Origin of the sequence: Streptomyces griseoruber, assembly GCF_001514205.1 — a bacterium.
GTDB classification, from domain to species: domain Bacteria; phylum Actinomycetota; class Actinomycetes; order Streptomycetales; family Streptomycetaceae; genus Streptomyces; species Streptomyces griseoruber.
The window spans coordinates 843,748-865,199 of record NZ_KQ948765.1 but is presented as its reverse complement, the minus strand read 5'-3'; the positions used below and the strand labels follow the sequence as shown (position 1 = coordinate 865,199).

19 protein-coding genes and 1 riboswitch are annotated in these 21,452 nt (G+C 70.1%); of the genes, 12 read left to right on the top strand and 7 right to left on the bottom strand.

Annotation, left to right across the window (positions count from 1 at the left end):
• Window positions 1–110 precede the first annotated feature (110 nt).
• From clsA to AQJ64_RS12130, 10 genes are all read left to right on the top strand, one after another.
• Entirely contained in the window at window positions 111–719 is a 609-nt protein-coding gene (clsA, locus tag AQJ64_RS12175; RefSeq protein ID WP_055634817.1) for a cardiolipin synthase ClsA, read from the top strand.
• Between the two features lie 115 nt (window positions 720–834).
• Window positions 835–3,330, top strand: a complete 2,496-nt coding sequence (locus AQJ64_RS12170) for a mannose-1-phosphate guanyltransferase (RefSeq protein ID WP_055634818.1) — start codon at window positions 835–837, stop codon at window positions 3,328–3,330.
• Between the two features lie 97 nt (window positions 3,331–3,427).
• Window positions 3,428–4,333, top strand: coding sequence for a DUF881 domain-containing protein (locus AQJ64_RS12165; RefSeq protein WP_099053993.1), 906 nt, complete (start codon window positions 3,428–3,430; stop codon window positions 4,331–4,333).
• Complete coding sequence (locus AQJ64_RS12160) at window positions 4,330–4,662, top strand: small basic family protein (protein WP_003988855.1); 333 nt, start codon at window positions 4,330–4,332, stop codon at window positions 4,660–4,662. Before AQJ64_RS12165 ends, AQJ64_RS12160 begins: the two co-directional genes overlap by 4 nt.
• 5 nt (window positions 4,663–4,667) lie before the next feature.
• Window positions 4,668–5,501 (top strand): DUF881 domain-containing protein, encoded by an 834-nt coding sequence (locus tag AQJ64_RS12155; RefSeq protein WP_055634820.1) that lies wholly within the window; start codon window positions 4,668–4,670, stop codon window positions 5,499–5,501.
• 82 nt (window positions 5,502–5,583) lie between these two features.
• Entirely contained in the window at window positions 5,584–6,468 is an 885-nt protein-coding gene (locus AQJ64_RS45580; protein ID WP_079061596.1) for a zinc-ribbon and FHA domain-containing protein, read from the top strand.
• Between the two features lie 42 nt (window positions 6,469–6,510).
• Entirely contained in the window at window positions 6,511–7,248 is a 738-nt protein-coding gene (gene ftsR, locus AQJ64_RS12145; RefSeq protein WP_055634822.1) for a transcriptional regulator FtsR, read from the top strand.
• Between the two features lie 84 nt (window positions 7,249–7,332).
• A complete protein-coding gene (locus AQJ64_RS12140; RefSeq protein ID WP_055634823.1) occupies window positions 7,333–7,806 on the top strand; it encodes a bifunctional nuclease family protein in 474 nt (157 codons plus the stop codon).
• Between the two features lie 244 nt (window positions 7,807–8,050).
• The gene (locus AQJ64_RS12135; RefSeq protein WP_079061595.1) at window positions 8,051–8,737 is read left to right on the top strand and encodes a MerR family transcriptional regulator; all 687 of its coding nucleotides are present in this window, start codon (window positions 8,051–8,053) and stop codon (window positions 8,735–8,737) included.
• 55 nt (window positions 8,738–8,792) lie between these two features.
• A complete protein-coding gene (locus AQJ64_RS12130) occupies window positions 8,793–10,217 on the top strand; it encodes a DNA polymerase IV (protein WP_169809743.1) in 1,425 nt (474 codons plus the stop codon).
• 24 nt (window positions 10,218–10,241) lie between these two features.
• Here the strand turns inward: AQJ64_RS12130 and AQJ64_RS12125 are convergent, their stop codons facing one another.
• A complete protein-coding gene (locus AQJ64_RS12125) occupies window positions 10,242–10,613 on the bottom strand; it encodes a PRC-barrel domain-containing protein (RefSeq protein WP_055634825.1) in 372 nt (123 codons plus the stop codon).
• Window positions 10,614–10,725: 112 nt separating this feature from the next.
• Window positions 10,726–10,821: riboswitch (glycine riboswitch) on the top strand.
• 185 nt (window positions 10,822–11,006) lie between these two features.
• Between AQJ64_RS12125 and gcvP the strand changes: the two genes are divergently transcribed.
• A complete protein-coding gene (gene gcvP / locus AQJ64_RS12120) occupies window positions 11,007–13,892 on the top strand; it encodes an aminomethyl-transferring glycine dehydrogenase (protein WP_055634826.1) in 2,886 nt (961 codons plus the stop codon).
• 53 nt (window positions 13,893–13,945) lie between these two features.
• Here gcvP and AQJ64_RS12115 read toward each other — a convergent pair whose 3' ends face one another.
• From AQJ64_RS12115 to AQJ64_RS12090, 6 genes are all read right to left on the bottom strand, one after another.
• Window positions 13,946–14,365, bottom strand: coding sequence for a TOBE domain-containing protein (locus tag AQJ64_RS12115; protein ID WP_055634827.1), 420 nt, complete (start codon window positions 14,363–14,365; stop codon window positions 13,946–13,948).
• 28 nt (window positions 14,366–14,393) lie between these two features.
• Window positions 14,394–15,479 (bottom strand): ABC transporter ATP-binding protein, encoded by a 1,086-nt coding sequence (locus AQJ64_RS12110; RefSeq protein WP_055634828.1) that lies wholly within the window; start codon window positions 15,477–15,479, stop codon window positions 14,394–14,396.
• On the bottom strand, window positions 15,476–16,333 hold the full coding sequence (gene modB / locus AQJ64_RS12105; RefSeq protein WP_055634829.1) for a molybdate ABC transporter permease subunit: 858 nt from the start codon (window positions 16,331–16,333) through the stop codon (window positions 15,476–15,478). The genes AQJ64_RS12110 and modB overlap by 4 nt, the downstream gene beginning before the upstream one ends.
• The gene (gene modA / locus AQJ64_RS12100) at window positions 16,330–17,157 is read right to left on the bottom strand and encodes a molybdate ABC transporter substrate-binding protein (RefSeq protein ID WP_055634830.1); all 828 of its coding nucleotides are present in this window, start codon (window positions 17,155–17,157) and stop codon (window positions 16,330–16,332) included. The genes modB and modA overlap by 4 nt, the downstream gene beginning before the upstream one ends.
• 160 nt (window positions 17,158–17,317) lie before the next feature.
• Window positions 17,318–17,713: a TOBE domain-containing protein gene (locus AQJ64_RS12095; RefSeq protein ID WP_055634831.1), complete on the bottom strand. Its 396-nt coding sequence runs from the start codon at window positions 17,711–17,713 to the stop codon at window positions 17,318–17,320.
• A 94-nt stretch (window positions 17,714–17,807) separates the two neighbouring features.
• Window positions 17,808–19,760 (bottom strand): APC family permease, encoded by a 1,953-nt coding sequence (locus AQJ64_RS12090; RefSeq protein ID WP_055632229.1) that lies wholly within the window; start codon window positions 19,758–19,760, stop codon window positions 17,808–17,810.
• 397 nt (window positions 19,761–20,157) lie between these two features.
• Here AQJ64_RS12090 and AQJ64_RS12085 point away from each other — a divergent pair, with 397 nt between their 5' ends.
• A complete protein-coding gene (locus tag AQJ64_RS12085; protein ID WP_055632228.1) occupies window positions 20,158–21,450 on the top strand; it encodes an extracellular solute-binding protein in 1,293 nt (430 codons plus the stop codon).
• The last annotated feature ends 2 nt before the right edge of the window (window positions 21,451–21,452 follow it).

The following is a 21,452-nucleotide window of genomic DNA, read 5'->3' as shown; positions in this document are numbered from 1 at the left end:
TCCTTTTAGAGCTCTGGCTCTTGGGCCCACCTGGCCCAAGAGCCAGAGCTTTTTTGCGTTGAGGTAGGGTCAGGGGGCATCGTTGGCTCGTTTTCTACGGAGGCCCCCGGGTGGAGGTCCAGGAGACCCGCGTCCAGACAGACCGGGTCCTCACCATCCCGAACATCCTCAGCATGGCGCGTCTCCTCGGCGTGCCTCTCTTCCTGTGGCTGATCCTCAGGCCCGAGTTCGGGGGTCCGCAGAGCGACGGCTGGGCGCTCCTGGTGCTGGCTCTGAGTGGCGTCAGCGACTACCTGGACGGGAAGCTCGCGCGGCGCTGGAACCAGGTCAGCAGCCTCGGCCGGCTGCTCGATCCCGCTGCCGACCGGCTCTACATTCTTTCGACCCTGGTCGGCCTCACCTGGCGGGAGATTCTGCCCGTCTGGTTGACGGCTGTACTTCTTGCGAGGGAACTGGTTCTGCTGGTGATGGTGGGCATCCTCAGGCGACACGGTTATCCGCCGCCGCAGGTGAACTACCTGGGTAAGGCGGCCACGTTCAACCTGATGTACGCCTTCCCGTTGCTCCTGCTCAGTGACGGAAGTGGGTGGTTGGCGTCACTCGCTGCTATTTTCGGATGGGCGTTCGCAGGGTGGGGTACAACGCTCTATTGGTGGGCAGGAGTCCTCTACGTGGTACAGGTCCGCCGCCTCGTTCGTGCGGACGCCATGGCCGGCTGAGCCCGTCGAGGGCGGGGGCAGTAGTGGCTCGATGGCCCGCTTCGGAAAAGTGCGGGACAATCTGGATGGGTGAAGTCGGCTAGACCGTCGTCTCTTCTAGGAGGACGCTTCCGACATGAAGGCCGTCGTGATGGCCGGAGGCGAAGGCACACGCCTTCGCCCAATGACCTCGAGCATGCCCAAGCCGCTCCTGCCGGTGGCCAACCGGCCGATCATGGAGCACGTACTGAGGCTGCTCAAAAGGCATGGGCTCAACGAGACCGTCGTCACCGTGCAGTTCCTGGCCTCACTGGTCAAGAACTACTTCGGTGACGGAGAAGAGCTCGGAATGGAGCTCAGCTATGCCAATGAGGAGAAGCCACTCGGAACCGCCGGAAGCGTCAAGAACGCAGAGGAGGCGTTGAAGGACGACGCCTTCCTCGTGATCTCCGGCGACGCTCTCACCGACTTCGACCTCACCGAGCTGATCAACTTCCACAAGGAAAAGGGCGCGATGGTCACCGTCTGTCTGACGCGTGTGCCCAATCCGCTGGAATTCGGCATCACCATCGTCGACGAAGAGGGCAAGGTCGAGCGTTTCCTCGAGAAACCGACCTGGGGCCAGGTCTTCTCGGACACGGTGAACACGGGCATCTACGTCATGGAGCCCGAGGTCTTCGAGTACGTCGAGGCCGATGTACCCGTCGACTGGTCCGGTGATGTCTTCCCGCAGCTCATGAAGGAGGGCAAGCCGATCTACGGCTTCATCGCCGAGGGCTACTGGGAGGACGTGGGCACCCACGAGAGCTATGTGAAGGCCCAGGCCGACGTCCTCGAAGGCAAGGTCGACGTCGAGCTCGACGGCTTCGAGATCTCCCCCGGAGTGTGGGTGGCGGAAGGCGCCGAAGTACATCCCGACGCCGAACTGCGCGGACCGCTGTACATCGGCGACTACGCCAAGGTCGAGGCCGGCGCGGAAATCCGTGAACACACCGTCCTCGGCTCGAACGTGGTGGTCAAGAGCGGGGCGTTCCTGCACAGGGCCGTCGTGCACGACAACGTGTACGTCGGGCAGCACAGCAATCTGCGCGGCTGTGTCGTCGGACGGAACACCGACATCATGCGAGCCGCCCGGATCGAGGACGGCGCCGTCATCGGCGACGAATGCCTGATCGGTGAAGAATCGATCGTGCAGGGCAATGTACGGGTGTATCCGTTCAAGACCATCGAGGCGGGCGCGTTCGTCAACACCTCGGTGATCTGGGAGTCCCGGGGCCAGGCGCATCTCTTCGGCGCCCGCGGGGTGTCCGGGATCCTGAACGTCGAGATCACTCCGGAGCTGGCGGTGCGGCTCGCCGGCGCCTACGCGACCACGCTGAAGAAGGGTTCCACCGTCACCACGGCCCGGGACCACTCCCGTGGCGCCCGGGCACTGAAACGGGCGGTCATCTCCGCGTTGCAGGCCAGCGCCATCGACGTACGGGATCTGGAGAACGTACCGCTGCCCGTGGCGCGGCAGCAGACGGCGCGGGGGTCGGCCGGCGGGATCATGATCCGGACCTCGCCAGGGGTGCCGGACTCCGTGGACATCATGTTCTTCGACGGGCAGGGTGCCGATCTGTCCCAGGGCAGTCAGCGCAAGCTGGACCGGGTGTTCGCCCGGCAGGAGTACCGGCGGGCGTTCCCGGGCGAGATCGGGGATCTGTACTTTCCGGCCAGCGTGTTCGATGCGTACACCGGATCGCTGCTGCGGAACGTGGACACGACCGGGATCGCGGAGTCCGGGCTGAAGGTCGTGGTCGACGCGTCGAACGGCAGTGCGGGGCTGGTGCTGCCGAGTCTGCTCGGGAAGCTGGGGGTGGACTCGCTGACCATCAATCCCGGTCTGAACGAGTCCAGGCCGACGGAGACGGGTGATCAGCGGCGCTCGGGGCTCGTACGGCTCGGGGAGATCGTGGCCTCGTCACGGGCGGCGTTCGGGGTGCGGTTCGACCCGGTGGGCGAGCGGCTGTCGCTCGTCGACGAGAAGGGCCGGATCATCGAGGACGACCGGGCACTGCTGGTGCTGCTCGACCTGGTGGCCGCGGAGCGGCGCAGCGGGCGAGTGGCGCTGCCGGTGACCACGACGAGGATCGCCGAGCAGGTGGCGGCCTACCACGGGACGCAGGTCGAGTGGACGACGACCTCGCCCGACGACCTGACCCGGGTCGGACGGGACGAGACGACCATCTTCGGCGGGGACGGCAAGGGAGGCTTCATCGTCCCTGAGTTCAGCAGTGTCTTCGACGGTACGGCCGCCTTCGTGCGGCTGATCGGGCTGGTGGCGCGGACGCAGCTCACGCTCAGCCAGATCGACGCGCGGATTCCGCGGGCGCATGTCCTGAAGCGGGATCTGGCGACTCCGTGGGCCGTCAAGGGGCTGGTGATGCGGCGGGTCGTCGAGGCGGCCGGAGACCGCTTCGTGGACACCACGGACGGCGTGCGGGTGGTCGAGACGGACGGGCGCTGGGTGATGGTGCTGCCCGACCCGGCCGAGGCCGTCACCCATCTGTGGGCGGAGGGGCCCGACGACGCCTCCGCGCAGGCCCTGCTCGACGAGTGGTCGTCGGTCGTGGACAGCGCCGGGCGCTGATCCGCGCAGTACACGCGCGTGCCGGACAGGCGCCTGCAAGGGGCCTGTCCGGTTCGCCGGTGGGGCCATTCGGAGGTAGTGGTCGCGACGTGCGACGATGTGCGGCATGCCGCAGCAGCCCCCCGTTCGGAGCACACCCGCGCGCGTGTCGCGTCCGGACGCGTCCATGTCGCTGCTCACCAACGTCATGGACCACAGCCTCGACGACGGGTATGCCGAGGCCGCCGCCCGCAAGGAGTCCGAGGGCGCCGGCGGTCTGCCGAAGACACTGCGGGCGAAGCTCGGTCTCGCGGGCGGGCTGGTGCTCGCGGCCCTCGTGGTGACCGTCGGGGCGGCCCAGGCGCGTATCTCGGCCCCGGTCGTCGCCAAGGAGCGCGAGGAGCTGGTCGACCGCGTCGACGCCGAGACCAAGGCGGCCGACGAACTGGAGCGCACCGTCGACCGGCTGCGCGACGACGTGAGCGCCCGGCAGCGCGAGGCGCTGAAGCAGAGCGGTGGCGGCGGCCAGGCGGACCTGGTGAGCGTCCTGTCGGGTGCCGTGGAGGTGCACGGGCCCGGGATCAAGCTCGTCGTCAACGACGCCAAGGAGGCCACCACCGGCGGTGACGGCGACCCGCGGGAGACCTCCGGGTTCTCGGACACCGGGCGGGTCCGTGACCGTGACATGCAGAAGGTGGTCAACGGACTGTGGGCGTCGGGGGCCGAGGCCGTCTCGATCAACGGACAGCGGCTGACCGCGCTGTCGGCGATCAGGGCCGCGGGTGACGCGATACTGGTCGACAACAAGCCGCTGGTGCCGCCGTACACGGTGCTCGCGGTGGGGGACGGGAAAAACCTCAGCACCAAGTTCCAGAACAGCGCGGACGGCGTCTATCTGAACGTGTTGCAGGAGAACTACGGCATCAGGACGGCGATTTCCGTGGAGGACGACGTCCGGCTGCCCGCCGCACCGAGTGTGATCGTACGTACAGCTGAGCCGAGAACTGAGAAGGGCACATCGTGATCGCCGTACTGGGCCTCGTCGTGGGAGTCGTGGCCGGACTGTTGGTCCGGCCCGAGGTTCCGGCGGTTGTCGAGCCTTATCTGCCGATCGCCGTCGTGGCGGCGCTGGACGCCGTCTTCGGCGGTCTGCGGGCCATGCTCGACGGGATCTTCGACGACAAGGTCTTCGTGGTGTCGTTCCTGTCGAACGTGGTCGTGGCCGCGCTGATCGTCTTCCTGGGCGACAAGTTGGGCGTGGGCGCCCAGCTGTCCACGGGCGTCGTGGTCGTGCTCGGCATCCGGATCTTCTCCAACGCCGCGGCGATCCGCCGGCACGTCTTCCGGGCGTGACGCCGATGAGCAACCAGGACGAGGTGGCCGAGAACAGACTGCGCAAGGAGCTGCCGGAAGAGGTCCCGGCGCCCCCTGTCGCGGTCGAGGAGGACCGGGAGGCCGCCGAGCCCGCGCTGACCGGCCGGCAGCGGCTGGCGAAGGGGCTGTGGCCGCCGCGCGTCACCCGGGCCCAACTCATCGTCGCCCTGCTGCTGTTCGGGCTCGGCTTCGGCCTGGCCGTCCAGGTCGCCTCCAACAGCGACAGCGGGAACGCCCTGCGCGGCGCGCGCCAGGAGGATCTTGTGCGCATCCTCGATGAACTGGATGACCGCAGTCAGCGTCTTGAGGACGAGAAGCAGGGACTCGAGAAGCAGCGGGCGGAGCTGGAGAACAGCTCCGACCAGGCCGAGGAGGCCCGTAAGCAGACGGTGGAGAAGGAGAAACAACTCGGCATCCTGGCGGGCACGGTGGCCGCGCAGGGGCCGGGCATCACGATGACCATCGAGGACACGAAGGGGACGGTCGAGGCGGACATGCTGCTCGACGCGATCCAGGAGCTGCGCGCCGCCGGCGCCGAGGCGATCCAGGTCAACGACGTGCGGGTGGTCGCCGGCACCTATCTGACGGATGCGGACGGCAGCGTGAGCGTCGACGGGAACAAGATCAACGCGCCGTTTCGTTTCAAGGTCATCGGCAACCCGCAGGACCTCGAACCGGCGCTGAACATCCCTGGAGGCGTGGTGCAGACTCTTGAGAAGGAGCAGGCCACCGTGACCGTCGAGCGGTCGGACAAGATCGTCGTGGACGCCTTGCGAGCGGCGAAGCAGCCTGACTACGCTCGGTCGTCCTCCCAGTGAACCGGGGGTGCATGGGGGCCGTCCGGCAGGGGCATGAGGTTGCGGGGGGTCGACGCACCGATCGGGTGGTGCGTGGTGGAAACTGTCTGGTGGATACGGACGTTGTGAAGGTGTCCGGGTCGGCCGGTGTATTCATTCTGGGTTCGTCCTGCCCCACGGGCGGGTCTGTTTCGGTCAAGGGGAATCGCCCGTGAAGTTGTTTGCGAAGTTGTTCGGCAAGAGCGCGCGAGAGGGCAGCGACAACGCGACTGCCCGGCATCGTGCACAGCCCGACGCGGAGGGCCAGCGGCCGCTGTTCCGGGACCAGATGTCCGGCCCGGGAGGTGACATTTCCGGAGGGCAGGGCGCGGCGTCTGTTGACCCCGCACAGTCCGGCGGCATAGGTTTCGGCCAACCGTCAACCTCAAGTACGGGTGGAGGGTTTTCTCCCATGTCGGCCCTGGTGTGTACGAGGTGCGGTAACCGCAACGCGGAGAACAGCCGCTTCTGCTCCAACTGTGGCGCGCCGCTGCGTCCCGGTCTGACGCCGGAGCGTGCGTCGGAGACGACCTCCACCATCTCCATCTCCGGTCTCGAGGCCTACGACTCCGAGGTCACCGGCCAGACCCAGCTGCCGGCGCTCTCCCCGGAGGCGCAGGCCGCGGTCGACGCGCTGCCGCTGGGTTCGGCGCTGCTGGTCGTCCGTCGTGGTCCGAACTCGGGCAGCCGCTTCCTGCTGGACGGCGACCTGACGACGGCCGGGCGCCATCCGCAGAGCGACATCTTCCTGGACGACGTGACGGTCTCGCGTCGCCATGTGGAGTTCCGTCGCAACCCGGACGGCACCTTCAAGGTCGCGGACGTCGGGAGTCTGAACGGCACGTACGTCAACCGGGAGCGGATCGACGAGGTCCCTCTGTCGAACGGTGACGAGGTGCAGATCGGCAAGTACCGGCTGGTCTTCTACGCGAGCCAGCAGGGTTACTGACCCTCCCCCGGAGTCCATCCGGGGGGAACCAAGGGAAGGTCCATGCTTCGAACACCGAGGGGCGGTGCCGGGGACGGCACCGCCGCCGCGGACGCTGGTCCCATGAGCATCGGCACCGTACTGAACGCGCTGCGGGACGAGTTTCCCGAGGTCACCATCTCCAAGATCCGTTTCCTGGAGGCGGAGGGGCTGATCGAGCCCCAGCGGACCCCCTCGGGGTATCGCAAGTTCAGCGCGCAGGACGTCGAGCGCCTGGGCCACGTGCTGAGGATGCAGCGGGACCACTATCTGCCGCTCAAGGTGATCCGGGAGCATCTGGACGCCATGGAGCGGGGCGAGGCCGTGCCGTTGCCGACCGTGGGCCGGCAGCGGGACGGAGAGGCCCTTCCGGAGCCCGTCGAGGGGCCCACGGCGGCCCGGATCGGGCGGGCCGAGCTGCTCGCGGCCGCCGGGATCGACGAGTCGGCGCTGGTGGAGTGGGAGTCCTACGGGCTGCTGGTCCCGCTGGAGAACGGGGTCTACGACGCCGAGGCCGCCACGGTCGCCTCGCTCGTCGCCGAGCTGGGGCGGTTCGGGATCGAACCCCGGCATCTGCGGGTGATGAAGGCCGCGGCGGACCGTGAGGCGGGGCTGGTGGACCAGGTGGTCGCCCCGCTGAGGCGCCACCGCAACCCGCAGACCAGGGCGCACGCCGAGGCCCGTACGAAGGAGCTGGCGGGGCTCACGGTCCGGCTGCACGCGGCGCTCGTGCAGACCGCTCTCGGCGTCCGGTTGCCCTGAGCCACCGGTTTCGCCCTCGGCGGATCGGTCACCCGTTCCCGGCCCGACTACCCAAACGTCCCGGGCACGGCCTAGGGTTGCTGTGTGAACGAGCTCGATGTCGTAGGTGTCCGGGTCGAAATGCCCTCCAACCAACCGATCGTGCTGCTGCGTGAAGTGGGAGGCGACCGTTACCTCCCCATCTGGATCGGACCGGGGGAGGCGACGGCGATCGCCTTCGCCCAGCAGGGCATGGCCCCGGCGCGACCGCTGACCCACGACCTGTTCAAGGACGTGCTGGAAGCCGTCGGCCAGGAGCTCACCGAGGTGCGCATCACGGATCTGCGGGAGGGCGTCTTCTACGCGGAGCTGGTCTTCGCCAGCGGCGTCGAGGTGAGCGCGCGCCCGTCCGACGCCATAGCGCTGGCGCTGCGCACCGGGACGCCGATCTTCGGCAGCGACACGGTGCTCGACGACGCGGGCATCGCCATTCCGGACGAGCAGGAGGACGAGGTGGAGAAGTTCCGCGAGTTCCTCGACCAGATCTCGCCCGAGGACTTCGGCACCAGCAACCAGTAGCCGGAGTGCGGCCCGAGGCACCAGGAAGGCCGCAGGTCGGCCGCCCCGTTTGCGGCACTTGCCAGCGGCGCGTGTGAGCGTCCTACGGCTCCTTCTCCACGCATTCGGCTAGCCTTTCCCCGCGGTGGGGTGCGGGAAACCACTCCTAGGGTGATTATCACTCGGCGTGGCGAGTGTGGCGATCGTTGACGCACCCCTGGTGACTGCCTACCGTCGAGAAGGCAGGTCAAGGACGGAGGTCGGCGTGAGAAGCAGCGGCGACGGTACGGCTGGGGGTGCCCCCGGACTCGGTGTCGGGGGAAGCGGTCCGTACCCTCCCCCGAGCTCTCGGCTACGCCCGGGCAGGGGATATCCCCACCAGGGCGGCGCGGCCGAGCACGCGGCCCCGCAGCGACCCGCGGCCGTGCCGAGCAGCGGAGGGGCGGCGTCCATGGCGTCCGAGCAGATCGGCTACCGCGGACCGACGGCCTGTGCGGCCGCCGGCATCACCTACCGGCAACTCGACTACTGGGCCCGCACCGGCCTCGTCGAGCCGAGTGTGCGGCCCGCGTACGGGTCGGGGACACAGCGGCTGTACAGCTTCCGGGACGTCGTCGTCCTGAAGATCGTCAAGCGGTTCCTCGACACCGGGGTGTCGCTGCAGAACATCCGTACGGCCGTCCAGCATCTGCGTGAGCGCGGCTTCCGCGATCTGGAGCGGATGACGCTGATGAGCGACGGTGCGACGGTCTACGAGTGCAGCTCGCCCGACGAGGTCCACGCACTGCTCCAGGGCGGTCAGGGCATCTTCGGGATCGCCGTCGGCGTGGTCTGGCGGGATGTGGAGAGCGCGCTGTCGCAGCTGCACGGCGAGCGGGTCGACACCGGTGAGACGCTCGTCGGGCCCAACCCGGCGGACGAGCTGGCGCGCCGACGCAACCGGGCGGTCTGAAGCCCCGCCCCGCCGGGCGGCCGCATTGTCAGTGGCGTGGTGCAGCATCGGAGATGTGAGAAACGCGCCCACGATCCTGCATCTCGACATGGATGCCTTCTACGCCCAGGCGGAGCAGGCGTCCAAGCCGAGCCTGCGGGGGAAGGCCGTGATCGTGGGCGGTATCGGGCCGCGTGGGGTGGTGGCCACCGCCTCCTACGAGGCCCGCGCCTTCGGGGTGCACTCGGCGATGCCCACGGCCCAGGCGCGCCGGCTGGCCCCGAACGCCGCCTATCTCGTCCCGCGCTTCGGTTTCTACCGCCAGATCAGCGACCAGGTCATGGGGCTGCTGCGGGCGCTGTCGCCGCTCGTGGAGCCGCTGAGCCTGGACGAGGCGTTCGTGGATCTGGAGGCCGGGGGAGCGGCCTGGGACGGCGAGTCGGCGCGGCTGGCCGGCATCCGGCTGCGGGCGGAGATCCGGGCGGTCACGGGCCTCACCGGGTCGGTGGGCCTGGCCGCCTCGAAGATGCTCGCGAAGATCGCCTCCGAGCAGGCCAAGCCCGACGGTCTGGTGCTCATCGAGCCCGGTACCGAGCGGGCCCTGCTCGGGCCGATGTCGGTGCGGACACTGCCCGGGGTCGGCCCGGCCACCGGGGACCATCTGCGCCGGGCCGGGATCACCACGGTCGACGAGCTCGCCGAGGCCGGTGAGGACGAACTCGTGCGCCTCGTGGGCAAGGCGCACGGGCACGGGCTGTACGCGATGGCGCTGGCCCGCGACGACCGGCCCGTGGTCGCGGAGCGGGAGGCCAAGTCGGTGTCGGTCGAGGACACCTACGACGTCGACATCCACGACCGGGTGCGGGTGGAGCTGGAGGTGAAGCGGCTGGCGGAGCGCTGCGTGCGCAGACTGCGCGGCTCCGGTCTGTCCGGGCGGACGATCGTGCTGAAGGTGCGGCGCTACGACTTCTCCACGCTCACCCGGTCGGAGACGTTGCGCGGGCCCACGGACGATCCGGTGGTGGTGCGGGAGGCCGCCGGGCGTCTGCTGGACTCCGTCGACACCACGGGCGGAGTGCGGTTGCTCGGGGTCGGTGTCAGCGGTCTGGCGGACTTCACCCAGGAGGACCTGTTCGCCCAGGCGGCGGGGGAGGAGCGGGGCGAGGGGACCGAGGAGGAGGTTCCCGAGGAACCCGCCGTGCGGGAGGCCGTGCCGGTCGAGCACCGGTGGCGCCCCGGGTATGACGTGGTCCATGCCGAGCTGGGGCACGGCTGGGTGCAGGGGAGCGGGCTGGGCCGGGTCACCGTGCGGTTCGAGACTCCCGAGTCGGAGCCGGGGCGGGTGCGGACCTTCCGGGTGGAGGATCCGGACCTGGCGTCGGCGGAGCCGTTGCCGCTGGTGCGGCGAAGACCGGGCGAGGACGGCGAGGACGGCGAGGACGAGCGGGATCCCGGTCCCCCGCTCCCGGAGCATGCCGGGGGATTCGGCGACATCGGATGACACGCGTCGGTCAGCTCTGGGTGGTCAGCTCTCGTCCGTGCCCGCCAGTCGGCCGAAGTCATGGTCCGGGAGGGGCGGAGGAGCGGCGACGTCGAGACCGTAGTGGTGGTAGAGCTGGAGTTCCTGTTCCGGGGAGAGGTGCCGGCCCACGCCGAAGTCGGGGGCGTCCTTGATCAGGGCCCGGTCGAAGGGGACGTGGAGGGCGCCCTCGACCAGTTCGCTGGGCTCGAGGGGGACGAAGGCGTCCCGGGAGAAGAGTCCGGTGCGTATGGCGGCCCACTCGGGCACACCGGTCGCGTCGTCGAGGTAGACCTCGTCGACGGTGCCGATCTTGGTGCCGTTGCGGTCGAACGCCTTGCGGCCGATCAGGTTGCGCGGATCGATGTCGGTCTGCACGGGCCCTCCACTTGGTCGCAACTCATCCGTAAGCACTACAAAAGAACACATTGGGACGAGCGGCCACTCGAGCAGGCCTCATGGACCTCGCTGGTAGTCTGACAACGGCTGCTGACCCCGTGCGGGAGAGTCCTCCGGAGTTCACCGGAGGCGCCGAAGGAGCAACTCCTCCCCGGAATCTCTCAGGCACACGTACCGCGCGGACGAGGTCACTCTGGAAAGCAGGACGGATGTCGACGGCGTCGACGGCCTCCGTCCTCACCGACGGTGAAAGCCGGCTGCCCCGGTGGCGGCCGGTGAAGCTCTCAGGTTGAGATGACAGAGGGGGAGGCCGTCCGGGTACCCGCGCCATGGTGCCCCTCGAAGGTCGCGTCAGACCAGGAGGCCTCAGAAATGACCGCCGATCGCATTCCGCTCTCCGAGCTCGAACGGGGTATCCCCTTCGAGCAGCGTCACATCGGGCCCGACCAGGAGGCGCGGGCCAAGATGCTCGCGCAGGTCGGCTACGGCTCGCTCGACGAACTGACCGCCGCCGCGGTCCCGGACGTGATCAAGAACGCCGATGCGCTGGACCTGCCGGACGCGCGCACCGAGGCCGAGGTCCTGGCGGAGCTGCGCTCGCTGGCCGACCGCAACCAGGTCCTCGACTCCATGATCGGACTCGGCTACTACGGCACCTTCACGCCGCCGGTGATCCTGCGCAACGTCATGGAGAACCCGGCCTGGTACACGGCCTACACGCCCTACCAGCCGGAGATCTCACAGGGCCGGCTCGAGGCGCTGCTGAACTTCCAGACCATGGTCGCCGACCTCACCGGGCTGCCCACCTCCGGTGCCTCGCTGCTCGACGAGGGCACGGCCGCCGCCGAGGCGATGGCCCTGTCCCGGCGCATGGGGAAGAACAAGAAGGGCCTCTTCCTGGTCGACGCCGATGTGCTGCCCCAGACCATCGCCGTGCTGCGGACCCGTGCCGAGCCGACGGGCGTGGAGATCGTGGTCGCCGATCTCGGCGAGGGCATCCCGGCCGAGGTCGCCGGACGTGAGATCAACGGCGTGCTGCTCCAGTACCCGGGAGCCTCCGGAGCCGTACGCGACATCAAGGCCGTGATCGAGCAGGCGCACGGGCTCGGCGCGCTCGTCACCGTCGCCGCCGATCTGCTCGCGCTGACGCTGCTGAAGTCGCCCGGTGAGCTGGGCGCGGACATCGCGGTCGGGACGACGCAGCGGTTCGGTGTGCCGATGGGCTTCGGCGGGCCGCACGCCGGATACCTGGCGGTGCAGGAGAAGTTCGCCCGCAGCCTGCCCGGACGGCTCGTCGGGGTGTCCGTGGACGCGGACGGACACCAGGCCTACCGGCTCGCGCTCCAGACGCGTGAGCAGCACATCCGCCGGGAGAAGGCCACCAGCAACATCTGTACCGCCCAGGTGCTGCTCGCGGTCATGGCCGGGATGTACGCCGTCTACCACGGGCCCGACGGGCTGCGGGCGATCGCCGGGCGCACCCACCGCTACGCCGCGATCCTCGCCGCGGGACTTACGGCCGGCGGCGTCGATGTCGTGCACGGCTCCTACTTCGACACGCTGACCGTGCGGGTGCCGGGCAAGGCCGGCGAGGTCGTCGCCGACGCCCGCGGGCGCGGGGTCAACCTGCGCCTCGTCGACGCGGACCACGTCTCGATCGCGTGCGACGAGACCACGGCGCGGGCCCAGCTGGCCGCCGTATGGGCCGCCTTCGGCGTGGACGGGGACGTCGAGGCGCTCGACGCGGCCGCCGGGGAGGCGCTGCCCGAGGGGCTGCTGCGCTCCGACGCGATCCTCACCCACCCCGTGTTCCACCAGCACCGCTCCGAGACCGCGATGCTGCGCTATCTGCGCCGGCTCGCCGACCGGGACTACGCGCTCGACCGGGGCATGATCCCGCTGGGCTCGTGCACCATGAAGCTCAACGCGACCACCGAGATGGAGCCGGTCACCTGGCCCGAGTTCGGGCAGCTGCACCCCTTCGCACCCGCCGAGCAGGCCGAGGGCTACCTCACGCTCATCCGTGAGCTGGAGGAGCGGCTCGCCGAGGTCACCGGGTACGACAAGGTGTCGCTCCAGCCCAACGCCGGGTCGCAGGGCGAGCTGGCCGGGCTGCTGGCGGTGCGCGGCTATCACCGGGCCAGCGGGGACGAGCAGCGGACCGTGTGCCTGATCCCGTCCTCCGCGCACGGCACCAACGCGGCGAGCGCCGTGATGGCGGGTATGAAGGTCGTCGTCGTGAAGACCGCCGAGGACGGCGAGATCGACGTCGAGGACCTGCGGGCGAAGATCGAACTTCACCGCGACGAACTGGCCGTGCTGATGATCACGTACCCGTCGACGCACGGCGTGTTCGAGGAGCACGTCGCCGACATCTGCGCCCGGGTCCACGAGGCGGGCGGACAGGTCTACGTCGACGGCGCCAACCTCAACGCGCTCGTCGGGCTGGCGAAGCCGGGCCACTTCGGCGGTGACGTCTCCCACCTGAACCTGCACAAGACCTTCTGCATCCCGCACGGCGGCGGCGGTCCCGGCGTCGGCCCCGTGGCCGTACGCTCGCACCTCGCGCCGTATCTGCCGAACCACCCGCTCCAGCCCGCCGCCGGGCCCGAGACGGGTGTGGGGCCGATCTCGGCCGCGCCCTGGGGATCGGCGGGGATCCTGCCGATCTCGTGGGCGTACGTCCGGCTCATGGGCGGCGAGGGGCTGAAGCGGGCCACCCAGGTGGCGGTGCTCAGTGCCAACTACATCGCCAAGCGGCTCGAGCCGCACTACCCGGTGCTGTACACCGGCCCGGGCGGGCTGGTCGCGCACGAGTGCATCATCGACCTGCGGCCGCTGACCAAGGCGACCGGGGTGAGCGTGGACGACGTGGCGAAGCGGCTGATCGACTACGGCTTCCACGCGCCGACCATGTCGTTCCCGGTGGCGGGGACGCTGATGATCGAGCCGACCGAGTCCGAGGACATCATCGAGCTGGACCGGTTCTGCGAGGCGATGATCGCCATCCGCGCGGAGATCGAGAAGGTGGGCGCGGGGGACTGGCCGGCGGAGGACAACCCGCTGCGCCAGGCACCGCACACCGCCGGTGCGCTCGGCGGGGAGTGGGAGCACGCGTACACCCGTGAGGAGGCCGTCTTCCCGGCCGGGGTGTCCGTCGCCGACAAGTACTGGCCGCCGGTGCGCCGGATCGACCAGGCCTTCGGCGACCGGAACCTGGTCTGCTCGTGCCCGCCGCTGGACGCGTACGAGGACTGATCAGGCAGGCGGTGGAGGGCCCGTCCGGGTGTCGGACGGGCCCTTGCGCGTCCTCAGACCGTCTCCAGGGACACCTCGGTCGCCTTGATCAGGGCGACGACGTCGGAGCCCACGAAGAGCCCGAGGTCGGTGGCCGCGTCCTTGGTGATCGCCGCGGTGAGCTCACCGCCGGCCACGGAGACCCTCACGACGGCCATGACCGTGCCGGTCGTCAGGCCGATGATGGCGCCGGGGACCTGGTTGCGGATCGACAGGCCCTCGACGCGGTTGGTGGCCAGGGAGACCTCCGTCGACTTCACCAGGGCGCGGACGGCGGTGCCGGGGGTGAGGCCGAGGTCCTGCACGGCCTCCAGGGTGATGGCTGCCGTGAGGTCCTGTCCGCCGTCCAGACGGACGTGGACGGTGGCCATGACCTCGCCGGGGTGGACGGCGGTGACGGTGCCGGGGAGCTGATTGCGGATGCTCAGGGTCATGGGCACCCACGCTAGGGCCCCGAGTGCCTCATGCCGGGTATGCATGGGTCTGTGCCGCCTTGACTGTCGCCCAGACCGCCGCGCCCGGGTGCAGGTCCAGTTCGGCCGCGGCGACCGTCGTGAGGTCGGCGGCGAGGGGGAGTTCGCCCGTGAGGGCGGCCCGGATCTGGTCGCCGTGGGTTTCCAGGCCCGCGACCTCGCACCGCCAGAGGTTGCGGGCGCTGGAGCCGGTGGGGCGGTCGCGGTGGAGGGTGACCGCGCTCGGCGGGAACGCGACGAACACCGGCCCGGTGAGGATCTCCGTGGTGGTGATGGCCGGACCGGTGTCCAGGCGCACCGCGTGGCCGTCGGCCCGGCCCCGGTAGAGGTTCAGGCCGACCAGCTGGGCGATGTACTCGGTGCGCGGATGGCGGGCGATGTCGGCGGGGCCGCCCTCCTGGACGACCCGGCCCTCCTCGACGACGACCAGGCGGTCCGCGAGGACCATGGCGTCCAGCGGGTCGTGCGTGACGAGGACGGCGACCGCCTCGAACTCGGCCAGATGGCGGCGGAGCTGGGCCCGCACCTCCAGCCGGGTGCGGGCGTCCAGGGCGGCGAGGGGCTCGTCGAGGAGCAGCAGACGGGGGTGGACGGCGAGGGCGCGGGCCAGGGCGACGCGCTGGGCCTGGCCGCCGGAGAGCCGGCGGGGCTTGGCGCCGGTGTGCGCGGCCAGCCCCATGCGGTCCAGCCACGCGGCGGCCACGGCGCGGGCCTGCGCCTTGCTCGCGCCGTGGCAGCGCGGCCCGAACGCGACATTGTCCAGGGCGCTGAGGTGCGGGAACAGCAGGTAGTCCTGGAAGACCACGCCGACCGGGCGGGCCTCCGGCGGTGTGCGCTCCAGGGCCGTGCCGTCCAGGCGGAGGTGCCCGCCGGTGAGCGGGACGAGACCGGCGAGGGCGCGCAGGGCGGTGGTCTTGCCGGCGCCGTTGGGTCCGAGGAGTGCCACGACGTCGCCGGGGGCGGCGGTCAGGGCGACGTCGAGGCGGAAGGCGCCGCGGTCGACGACGAGGCGGGCGTCGAGGCCCTCGACGGGCGGGGCCGGTGACACGGGGGTGTCCTTGCGCAGCGTGGTCATGACGCGGTCATCCAGCGGTCGCGCAGCCCGGCGAGGACGGCGATGGACACGGCGAGGAGCACCAGGCTGAGGGCGATGGCCGCCTCCGGGTCGCTCTGGAGGGCGAGGTACACGGCGAGCGGCATGGTCTGGGTACGCCCCGGGAAGTTGCCCGCGAAGGTGATGGTCGCCCCGAACTCGCCGAGGGCGCGGGCCCAGGCCAGCACGGCGCCGGCCGCGATGCCCGGTGCGATCAGGGGGAGCGTGACCCGGCGGAAGGCGGTGAAGCGGGAGGCGCCGAGGGTGGTGGCGGCCTCCTCGTAGCGCGGGTCGGCCGCGCGGAGCGTGCCCTCGACGCTGATGACGAGGAACGGCATCGCCACGAACGTCTCGGCGACGACCACGCCGGCCGTGGTGAAGGGAAGCGTGACGCCGAACCAGGAGTCCAGCCACTGGCCGACCACGCCGTTGCGGCCGAGGGCCAGCAGCAGGGCCACACCGCCCACCACCGGGGGCAGGACCAGCGGCAGGGTCACCAGGGCGCGGACCAGGCCCCGGCCGGGGAAGTCGGTGCGGGCCAGCAGCCAGGCCAGCGGCACTCCGATCACCAGGCTCACCGCGGTCGCCGCCGTGGCGCACACCAGCGACAGCCGCAGGGCCTGCCAGACCTCGGCGCCGGTCAGCTGCTCGGGCAGGGTGTGCCAGGGTGCCCGGACGAGGAGCGCGACCAGCGGCAGGAGGAGGAAGGCGAGGCCGAGCAGGGCGGGCAGGAGCAGGGCGAGCGGGATGCCCGTGCGGACGCGGACGCGGACGCGGGCGCGCCGCGGGCCGCCCTCCAGGGTGTCCGCGGCGGCCTGCTTCACGGGTGGGGTCACGGCTGGAGGAACCCGGCCGCGGTGAGGACCTTCTGCCCGTCGGCGGAGCGGACCAGTGCGATGAAGGCCTCGGCGGCCTCGGCGTTGGGGGCGTCCTTCAGCAGGGCGATCGGGTAGTCGTTGACGGCGTCGGCGGACTCGGGGAACTCCACGCCCTCCACCTTGTCACCCGCGGCGTGCACATCGGTCTTGTAGACGACGGCCGCGTCCGCCTCCTTCAGCTCGACCTTCGTCAGGGCGGCCTTGACGTCCTGCTCGTAGGAGACCGGGGTGAGCTCGAGGCTGCCGGCCTCCAGCGCCTTCTGGGCGGCGGCGCCGCAGGGCACCTCCTTGTCGCACAGCACGACCTTCAGACCGGACTTGGTGAGGTCCTCGAGGGAGGAGACCTTGTCGGGGTTGCCCGGCAGGGTCGCGATCTCCAGCTGGTTGCGCGCGAAGGTGACCGGCTCGGTGGCGTTGTCCTTGGCGTCGGTCACGATCGCCATGGTCTTGGGGCTGGCGGAGGCGAACACATCGGCGGGGGCACCGCCCGTGATGCTCGCGGCCAGGGTGTCGCTGCCGCCGAAGTTGAAGGTGACCTTCGTGCCCGGGTGCGCCTTCTCGAACTCCTGGCCGAGCGAGGTGAAGCTCTCCTTCAGCGAGGCGGCCGCGAAGACCGTGACCGTGCCGGAGAGCTCGGGGGAGGCGGAGGAGGACGAGGCGTCGGGCTTGGCCGATGTGCCGCCGGAGTCGTCGGAGGAGCAGGCGCTCAGGGCCAGCAGCGCGGCGAATCCCGCGCCGGTCACCTGCACGGCGCGGCGGGTACGGCGCTCGGTACGGGTCATCACGGTGTACTCCTCGGTTTCTGCGGTCCCTCGAACGGCCCAACATCATGATGATGCCGCATATGCAAGGCAGGCGTCTTCTGGGGCTTCGCATAATCCGGGGTGAGCTGGGTGTGGGGCACGCATGTGCGTTCGTACGGAGGGGGCAGCCCGCCGCGGTTCAGACGCGGTCGATGTGCACGTTCGTGGACTTCACGCGGGCGGTGGCCTCCATGCCGACCTCCAGGCCCAGTTCCTCGACGGCCTCCCGGGTCAGCAGGGAGACCAGCCGGTGCGGGCCGGCCTGGATCTCCACCTGGGCGGCGACGTCGCCGAGCTTGATCGCGGTGACGATGCCGGGGAAGGCGTTGCGGACCGAGGTGTACGGGGCCTCTTCGTCGGCGTGGTCCGTGCGGGCGAGGGAGACCGAGAACGCGGCGAGGTCCTTGCCGTCGATGAGGCGCCGTCCGCCCTCGTCCCGGTGGGTCGCCACCCGGCCGGCGTCCGCCCAGCGGCGCGCGGTGTCGGGGCTCACGCCGAGCAGCCGTGCCGCCTGTCCGATTGTGTAGCTCTGCATGCGGGTCACGATAGGGCCGCGGCGCACGAGGGGGCGGCGGAGGGGGCCTACGGCGGCCAGGGGGCGCCCCCTGGCCGCCGTAGGCGCGGCGAGGTCAGCCGGTGTGGACCCGGGGCCGGCGGGCGCGGTCCGGTTCGGCCTCGCGCAGGACCTCGCGGGTGACCGGGGCGACCTCGCCCTGGCCGAAGAGGAAGAAGCGCAGGAAGTTGGCGAACGGGTTGCCCTCGGTCCACTCGAAGTAGATGTGCGGGAGGCAGCCGGTGGTGTCGCGGGTGTGCAGCAGCAGGGCGGCCAGGGCGTTCGGGATGGAGGAGGACTCCAGGGTCAGCACCCGGTAGCGGTTGTGCAGCACCTCGCCGCGGATCGTCAGTCCCGCCTCGAACTCGGAGGGGTCGAGGACCGTCACCTCGACGAAGACGAAGTCCTCGCCGGGGAGGTCGTTGTCCTCGCGGATCTGCTCGATCTTGTCGCGGTACTCGCGCTGGTCGCGCTGGTCGGGCTCGTTGGCGATGAACCGTAGCTTGCGGCTGGCCATGTCCCGGATGAAACGTTCCGCCATCGGGTCCAGCGTCACGCTCGTCACACGCAGCTCGAAGGCGCGGGCCAGCCGGGAGAGGAGGGAGACGAGGATGATGCCGGCGATGAAGCAGGCGCCGATCTTCACACCGTCCGGGCGCTCGATGACATTGACGACCGTGGTGTAGAGGAACACCGCCGAGATGACCGCGAAGCCGATCGTCCAGTTGCGCTGTCCGGCCTTGTGGGCCGCGATGGTCACGGCGATCGCGGCGGAGCTGATCAGCACCAGTACGCCGGTGGCGTAGGCACCGCCCTGGGCGTCGACGTCGGCGTCGAAGATCCAGGTGACCAGGAAGGCGATCAGGGTGAAGACGATGACCATCGGGCGGACCGCGCGCGCCCAGTGCGGGGCCATGCCGTAGCGCGGCAGGTAGCGGGGCATCAGGTTGAGCAGGCCGGCCATCGCGGAGGCGCCGGCGAACCAGAGGATCGCGATGGTCGAGATGTCGTAGACCGTGCCGAAGGCGCTGCCCAGGTACTCGTGGGCCAGATAGGCGAGGGCGCGGCCGTTGGCCTGGCCGCCGGGTTCGAACTCCTTCTCCGGGATCAGCAGCGTGGTGATGAAGCTGGTCGCGATCAGGAAGACGCTCATGATCAGGGCGGCGGTGGTGAGCAGCTTCTTGGTGTCCCGGATCCGGCCCCTGGGGGTCTCCTCCGTGTCGCCCGGGTCGCCCTTGACGTGCGGCATGACGGCGACGCCGGTCTCGAAGCCGGACAGGCCCAGGGCCAGCTTGGGGAAGACGATCAGGGCCACGCCGATCATCGCGAAGACATTGCCGTGCTCGGCGGTCAGGGCGTCGGCCCAGTCGGTGACGACATGGCCCGCGGTGACCACGTGCCAGAAGCCGACGATCACGACCACGACGTTCAGCGCGAGATAGACGCCGACCAGGGCCACCGCGACGCCGATGGCCTCCAGGAAGCCCTTGAGGAACACCGCGCCGAGCAGGGCGACGAGCGTCAGGGTGATGATCATCTGCTGGTTGTGCAGGGCGCTGGTCAGATGGGGGTTCTCGACCAGGTGGGTGGAGGCGTCGGCGGCCGACAGGGTGATGGTGATCAGGAAGTCGGTGGCGGCGAAGCCCAGCAGGGTCAGGACGAACAGCTTGCCCTGCCAGAAGGACAGCAGCCGCTCCAGCATCGCGATCGAGCCCTCGCCGTGGGGGCTCTCGTCGGCCACCCGCCGGTAGACCGGCAGCGCGCCGGCCAGGGTGACGATCACCAGCACGATGGTCGCGATGGGTGACAGCAGACCGGCCGCGAGCGCGGCGATGCCGGGCTGGTAACCGAGGGTGGAGAAGTAGTCGACACCGGTCAGGCACATCACCCGGTACCAGCGCTGGCCCTTGTGCGCGGGCTCGGCCTCGGCCCGCCGGCCCGGCTGTGCATGGCCCTTGCCCATGTCGGACAGGCCCTCCAGCATCCAGGCGCGCAGGCGACCGGGGGGAGGGTGCTCGGTGGTGGCCATACGCGTGCTCCTGGGGGCGGGTCCGGCGTGGGGTTTCGGCCATCACGCGGACGGCGGCTTCAGCGTAAGCGGAGAGTGACGCACAGGCCCGCGGATCATGGGCCGGACGGCGTCAAGCTTCCGTTAAGACTGGTCGCGGCCAGGCGTCGGGGGCCGCCGATCGGAAGGCGCTTTTCAGCCACTCCCTCCTGGCTCCTGCGCCTCTTCGTAAGGTTCGCTGACAGATCCGAATGTTTCGGAGCCGTCCGGGCCGCTGCCGGTCTCCGCTTGATGAACAGATGCCAGGATTCCCTGTGTTCAGGGGGTTGCCACCTGTCGGAGGGTGTCTCTAGGGTGCGGCAGCAGCGAAGCTTTCTGGATCTGGTTCGAAACTTTCGATCTACCCAAGGAGCGCATGATGGGCGACCCGGCACTGTCCCGCCGCGGCTTCCTGGCGGCCTCCGCCGCGGCCGGGGTGAGCATGACGGCACTGAGCGGCTGCGGCGGCGACTCGGACGGAGGGTCGTCGGGGACGACCACGATCGAGTGGTGGAACATCTCCACCACCCAGCCCACCAAGGACGTCTGGGCCGCACTCGCCAAGCAGTTCGAGGCCCGGAACCCCAAGGTCAAGGTCAAGATCGTCCAGCTGGAGAACGACCCCTACAAGTCGAAGATGACCGCGCTGACCGCCTCCGGAAAGCTGCCCGACATCTTCCACACCTGGGGCGGCGGGGTCCTCAAGCAGCAGATCGACGCCGGGCTCGTCGAGGACCTGACCGACAGGAGCAAGGGATGGGGGGACGGGCTGCTCTCCGTCTCCCGGGAGCCGTACCTCTTCGACGACAAGGTCTACGGCATCCCCTTCGACATCGGCATGATCGGCTTCTGGTACAACAAGGCGCTCTTCAAGAAGGCCGGCCTCGGGGCTCCCCCCACCACCTGGAGCGGCTTCCTCGACGCCGTGAAGAAGCTGAAGGCCGCCGGGATCACCCCGCTTGCTTTGGCCGGCAAGGAGAAGTGGCCGGGCATGTACTACTGGGCCTACCTCGCCATGCGCACCGCCGGCATCGACGCCCTGCGGAAGGCGAACGACGACAAGGACTTCACCGGCGACGGATTCGTCCGGGCGGGTCAGCATCTGCAGGACCTCGTCGACCTCCAGCCGTTCCAGAAGGGCTTCCTCGGCGCCGCCTACAGCACCCCCACCGGCCAGGCCGCCACCATGGGCAACGGCAAGGCGGCCATGGAGCTGATGGGGCAGTGGGCGCCGGTGGTCGAGGCCGACGCGGGCAAGGGGCTCGGCGTCGACCTCGGGTTCTTCCCGTTCCCCGCGGTCGAGAGCGGCCAGGGCGCGATCACCGAGGTCTTCGGCGGCGGCGGCGGACACGCGCTGCGCAAGGGCGCCCCGCAGGCGGCCGTCGACTTCCTGAAGTTCTTCGCCTCGGCCGCCACCGACACCGAGCTGGTCAAGAAGACCGGCGTGCTGCCCGTCGTACCCGCCGCCGAGAGCGCCCTCACCGACCCCAACCTGTCCGCCGTACAGGCCCAGTTGAAGGCCGCCACCGGCTTCCAGCTCTATCTCGACCAGGCGTACGCGCCCGCCGTCGGCCAGGAGGTCAACGACAGCGTCGCCGGACTCATCGCCGGATCGAAGTCCCCCCAGCAGGTCACCGAGTCGATCACCAAGGTCGCCAAGGAAGAGCAGTAGCC

Excerpts from the sequence above, each read along its gene's own strand:
- AQJ64_RS12170 (WP_055634818.1), top strand. The coding sequence starts at position 835 with ATGAAGGCCGTCGTGATGGCCGGAGGCGAAGGCACACGCCTTCGCCCA.
- AQJ64_RS12165 (WP_099053993.1), top strand. The coding sequence starts at position 3,428 with ATGTGCGGCATGCCGCAGCAGCCCCCCGTTCGGAGCACACCCGCGCGC.
- AQJ64_RS12155 (WP_055634820.1), top strand. The coding sequence starts at position 4,668 with ATGAGCAACCAGGACGAGGTGGCCGAGAACAGACTGCGCAAGGAGCTG.
- ftsR (WP_055634822.1), top strand. The coding sequence starts at position 6,511 with ATGCTTCGAACACCGAGGGGCGGTGCCGGGGACGGCACCGCCGCCGCG.
- gcvP (WP_055634826.1), top strand. The coding sequence starts at position 11,007 with ATGACCGCCGATCGCATTCCGCTCTCCGAGCTCGAACGGGGTATCCCC.
- AQJ64_RS12115 (WP_055634827.1), bottom strand. The coding sequence starts at position 14,365 with ATGACCCTGAGCATCCGCAATCAGCTCCCCGGCACCGTCACCGCCGTC.
- AQJ64_RS12110 (WP_055634828.1), bottom strand. The coding sequence starts at position 15,479 with ATGACCACGCTGCGCAAGGACACCCCCGTGTCACCGGCCCCGCCCGTC.
- modA (WP_055634830.1), bottom strand. The coding sequence starts at position 17,157 with ATGACCCGTACCGAGCGCCGTACCCGCCGCGCCGTGCAGGTGACCGGC.
- AQJ64_RS12095 (WP_055634831.1), bottom strand. The coding sequence starts at position 17,713 with ATGCAGAGCTACACAATCGGACAGGCGGCACGGCTGCTCGGCGTGAGC.
- AQJ64_RS12090 (WP_055632229.1), bottom strand. The coding sequence starts at position 19,760 with ATGGCCACCACCGAGCACCCTCCCCCCGGTCGCCTGCGCGCCTGGATG.
- AQJ64_RS12085 (WP_055632228.1), top strand. The coding sequence starts at position 20,158 with ATGGGCGACCCGGCACTGTCCCGCCGCGGCTTCCTGGCGGCCTCCGCC.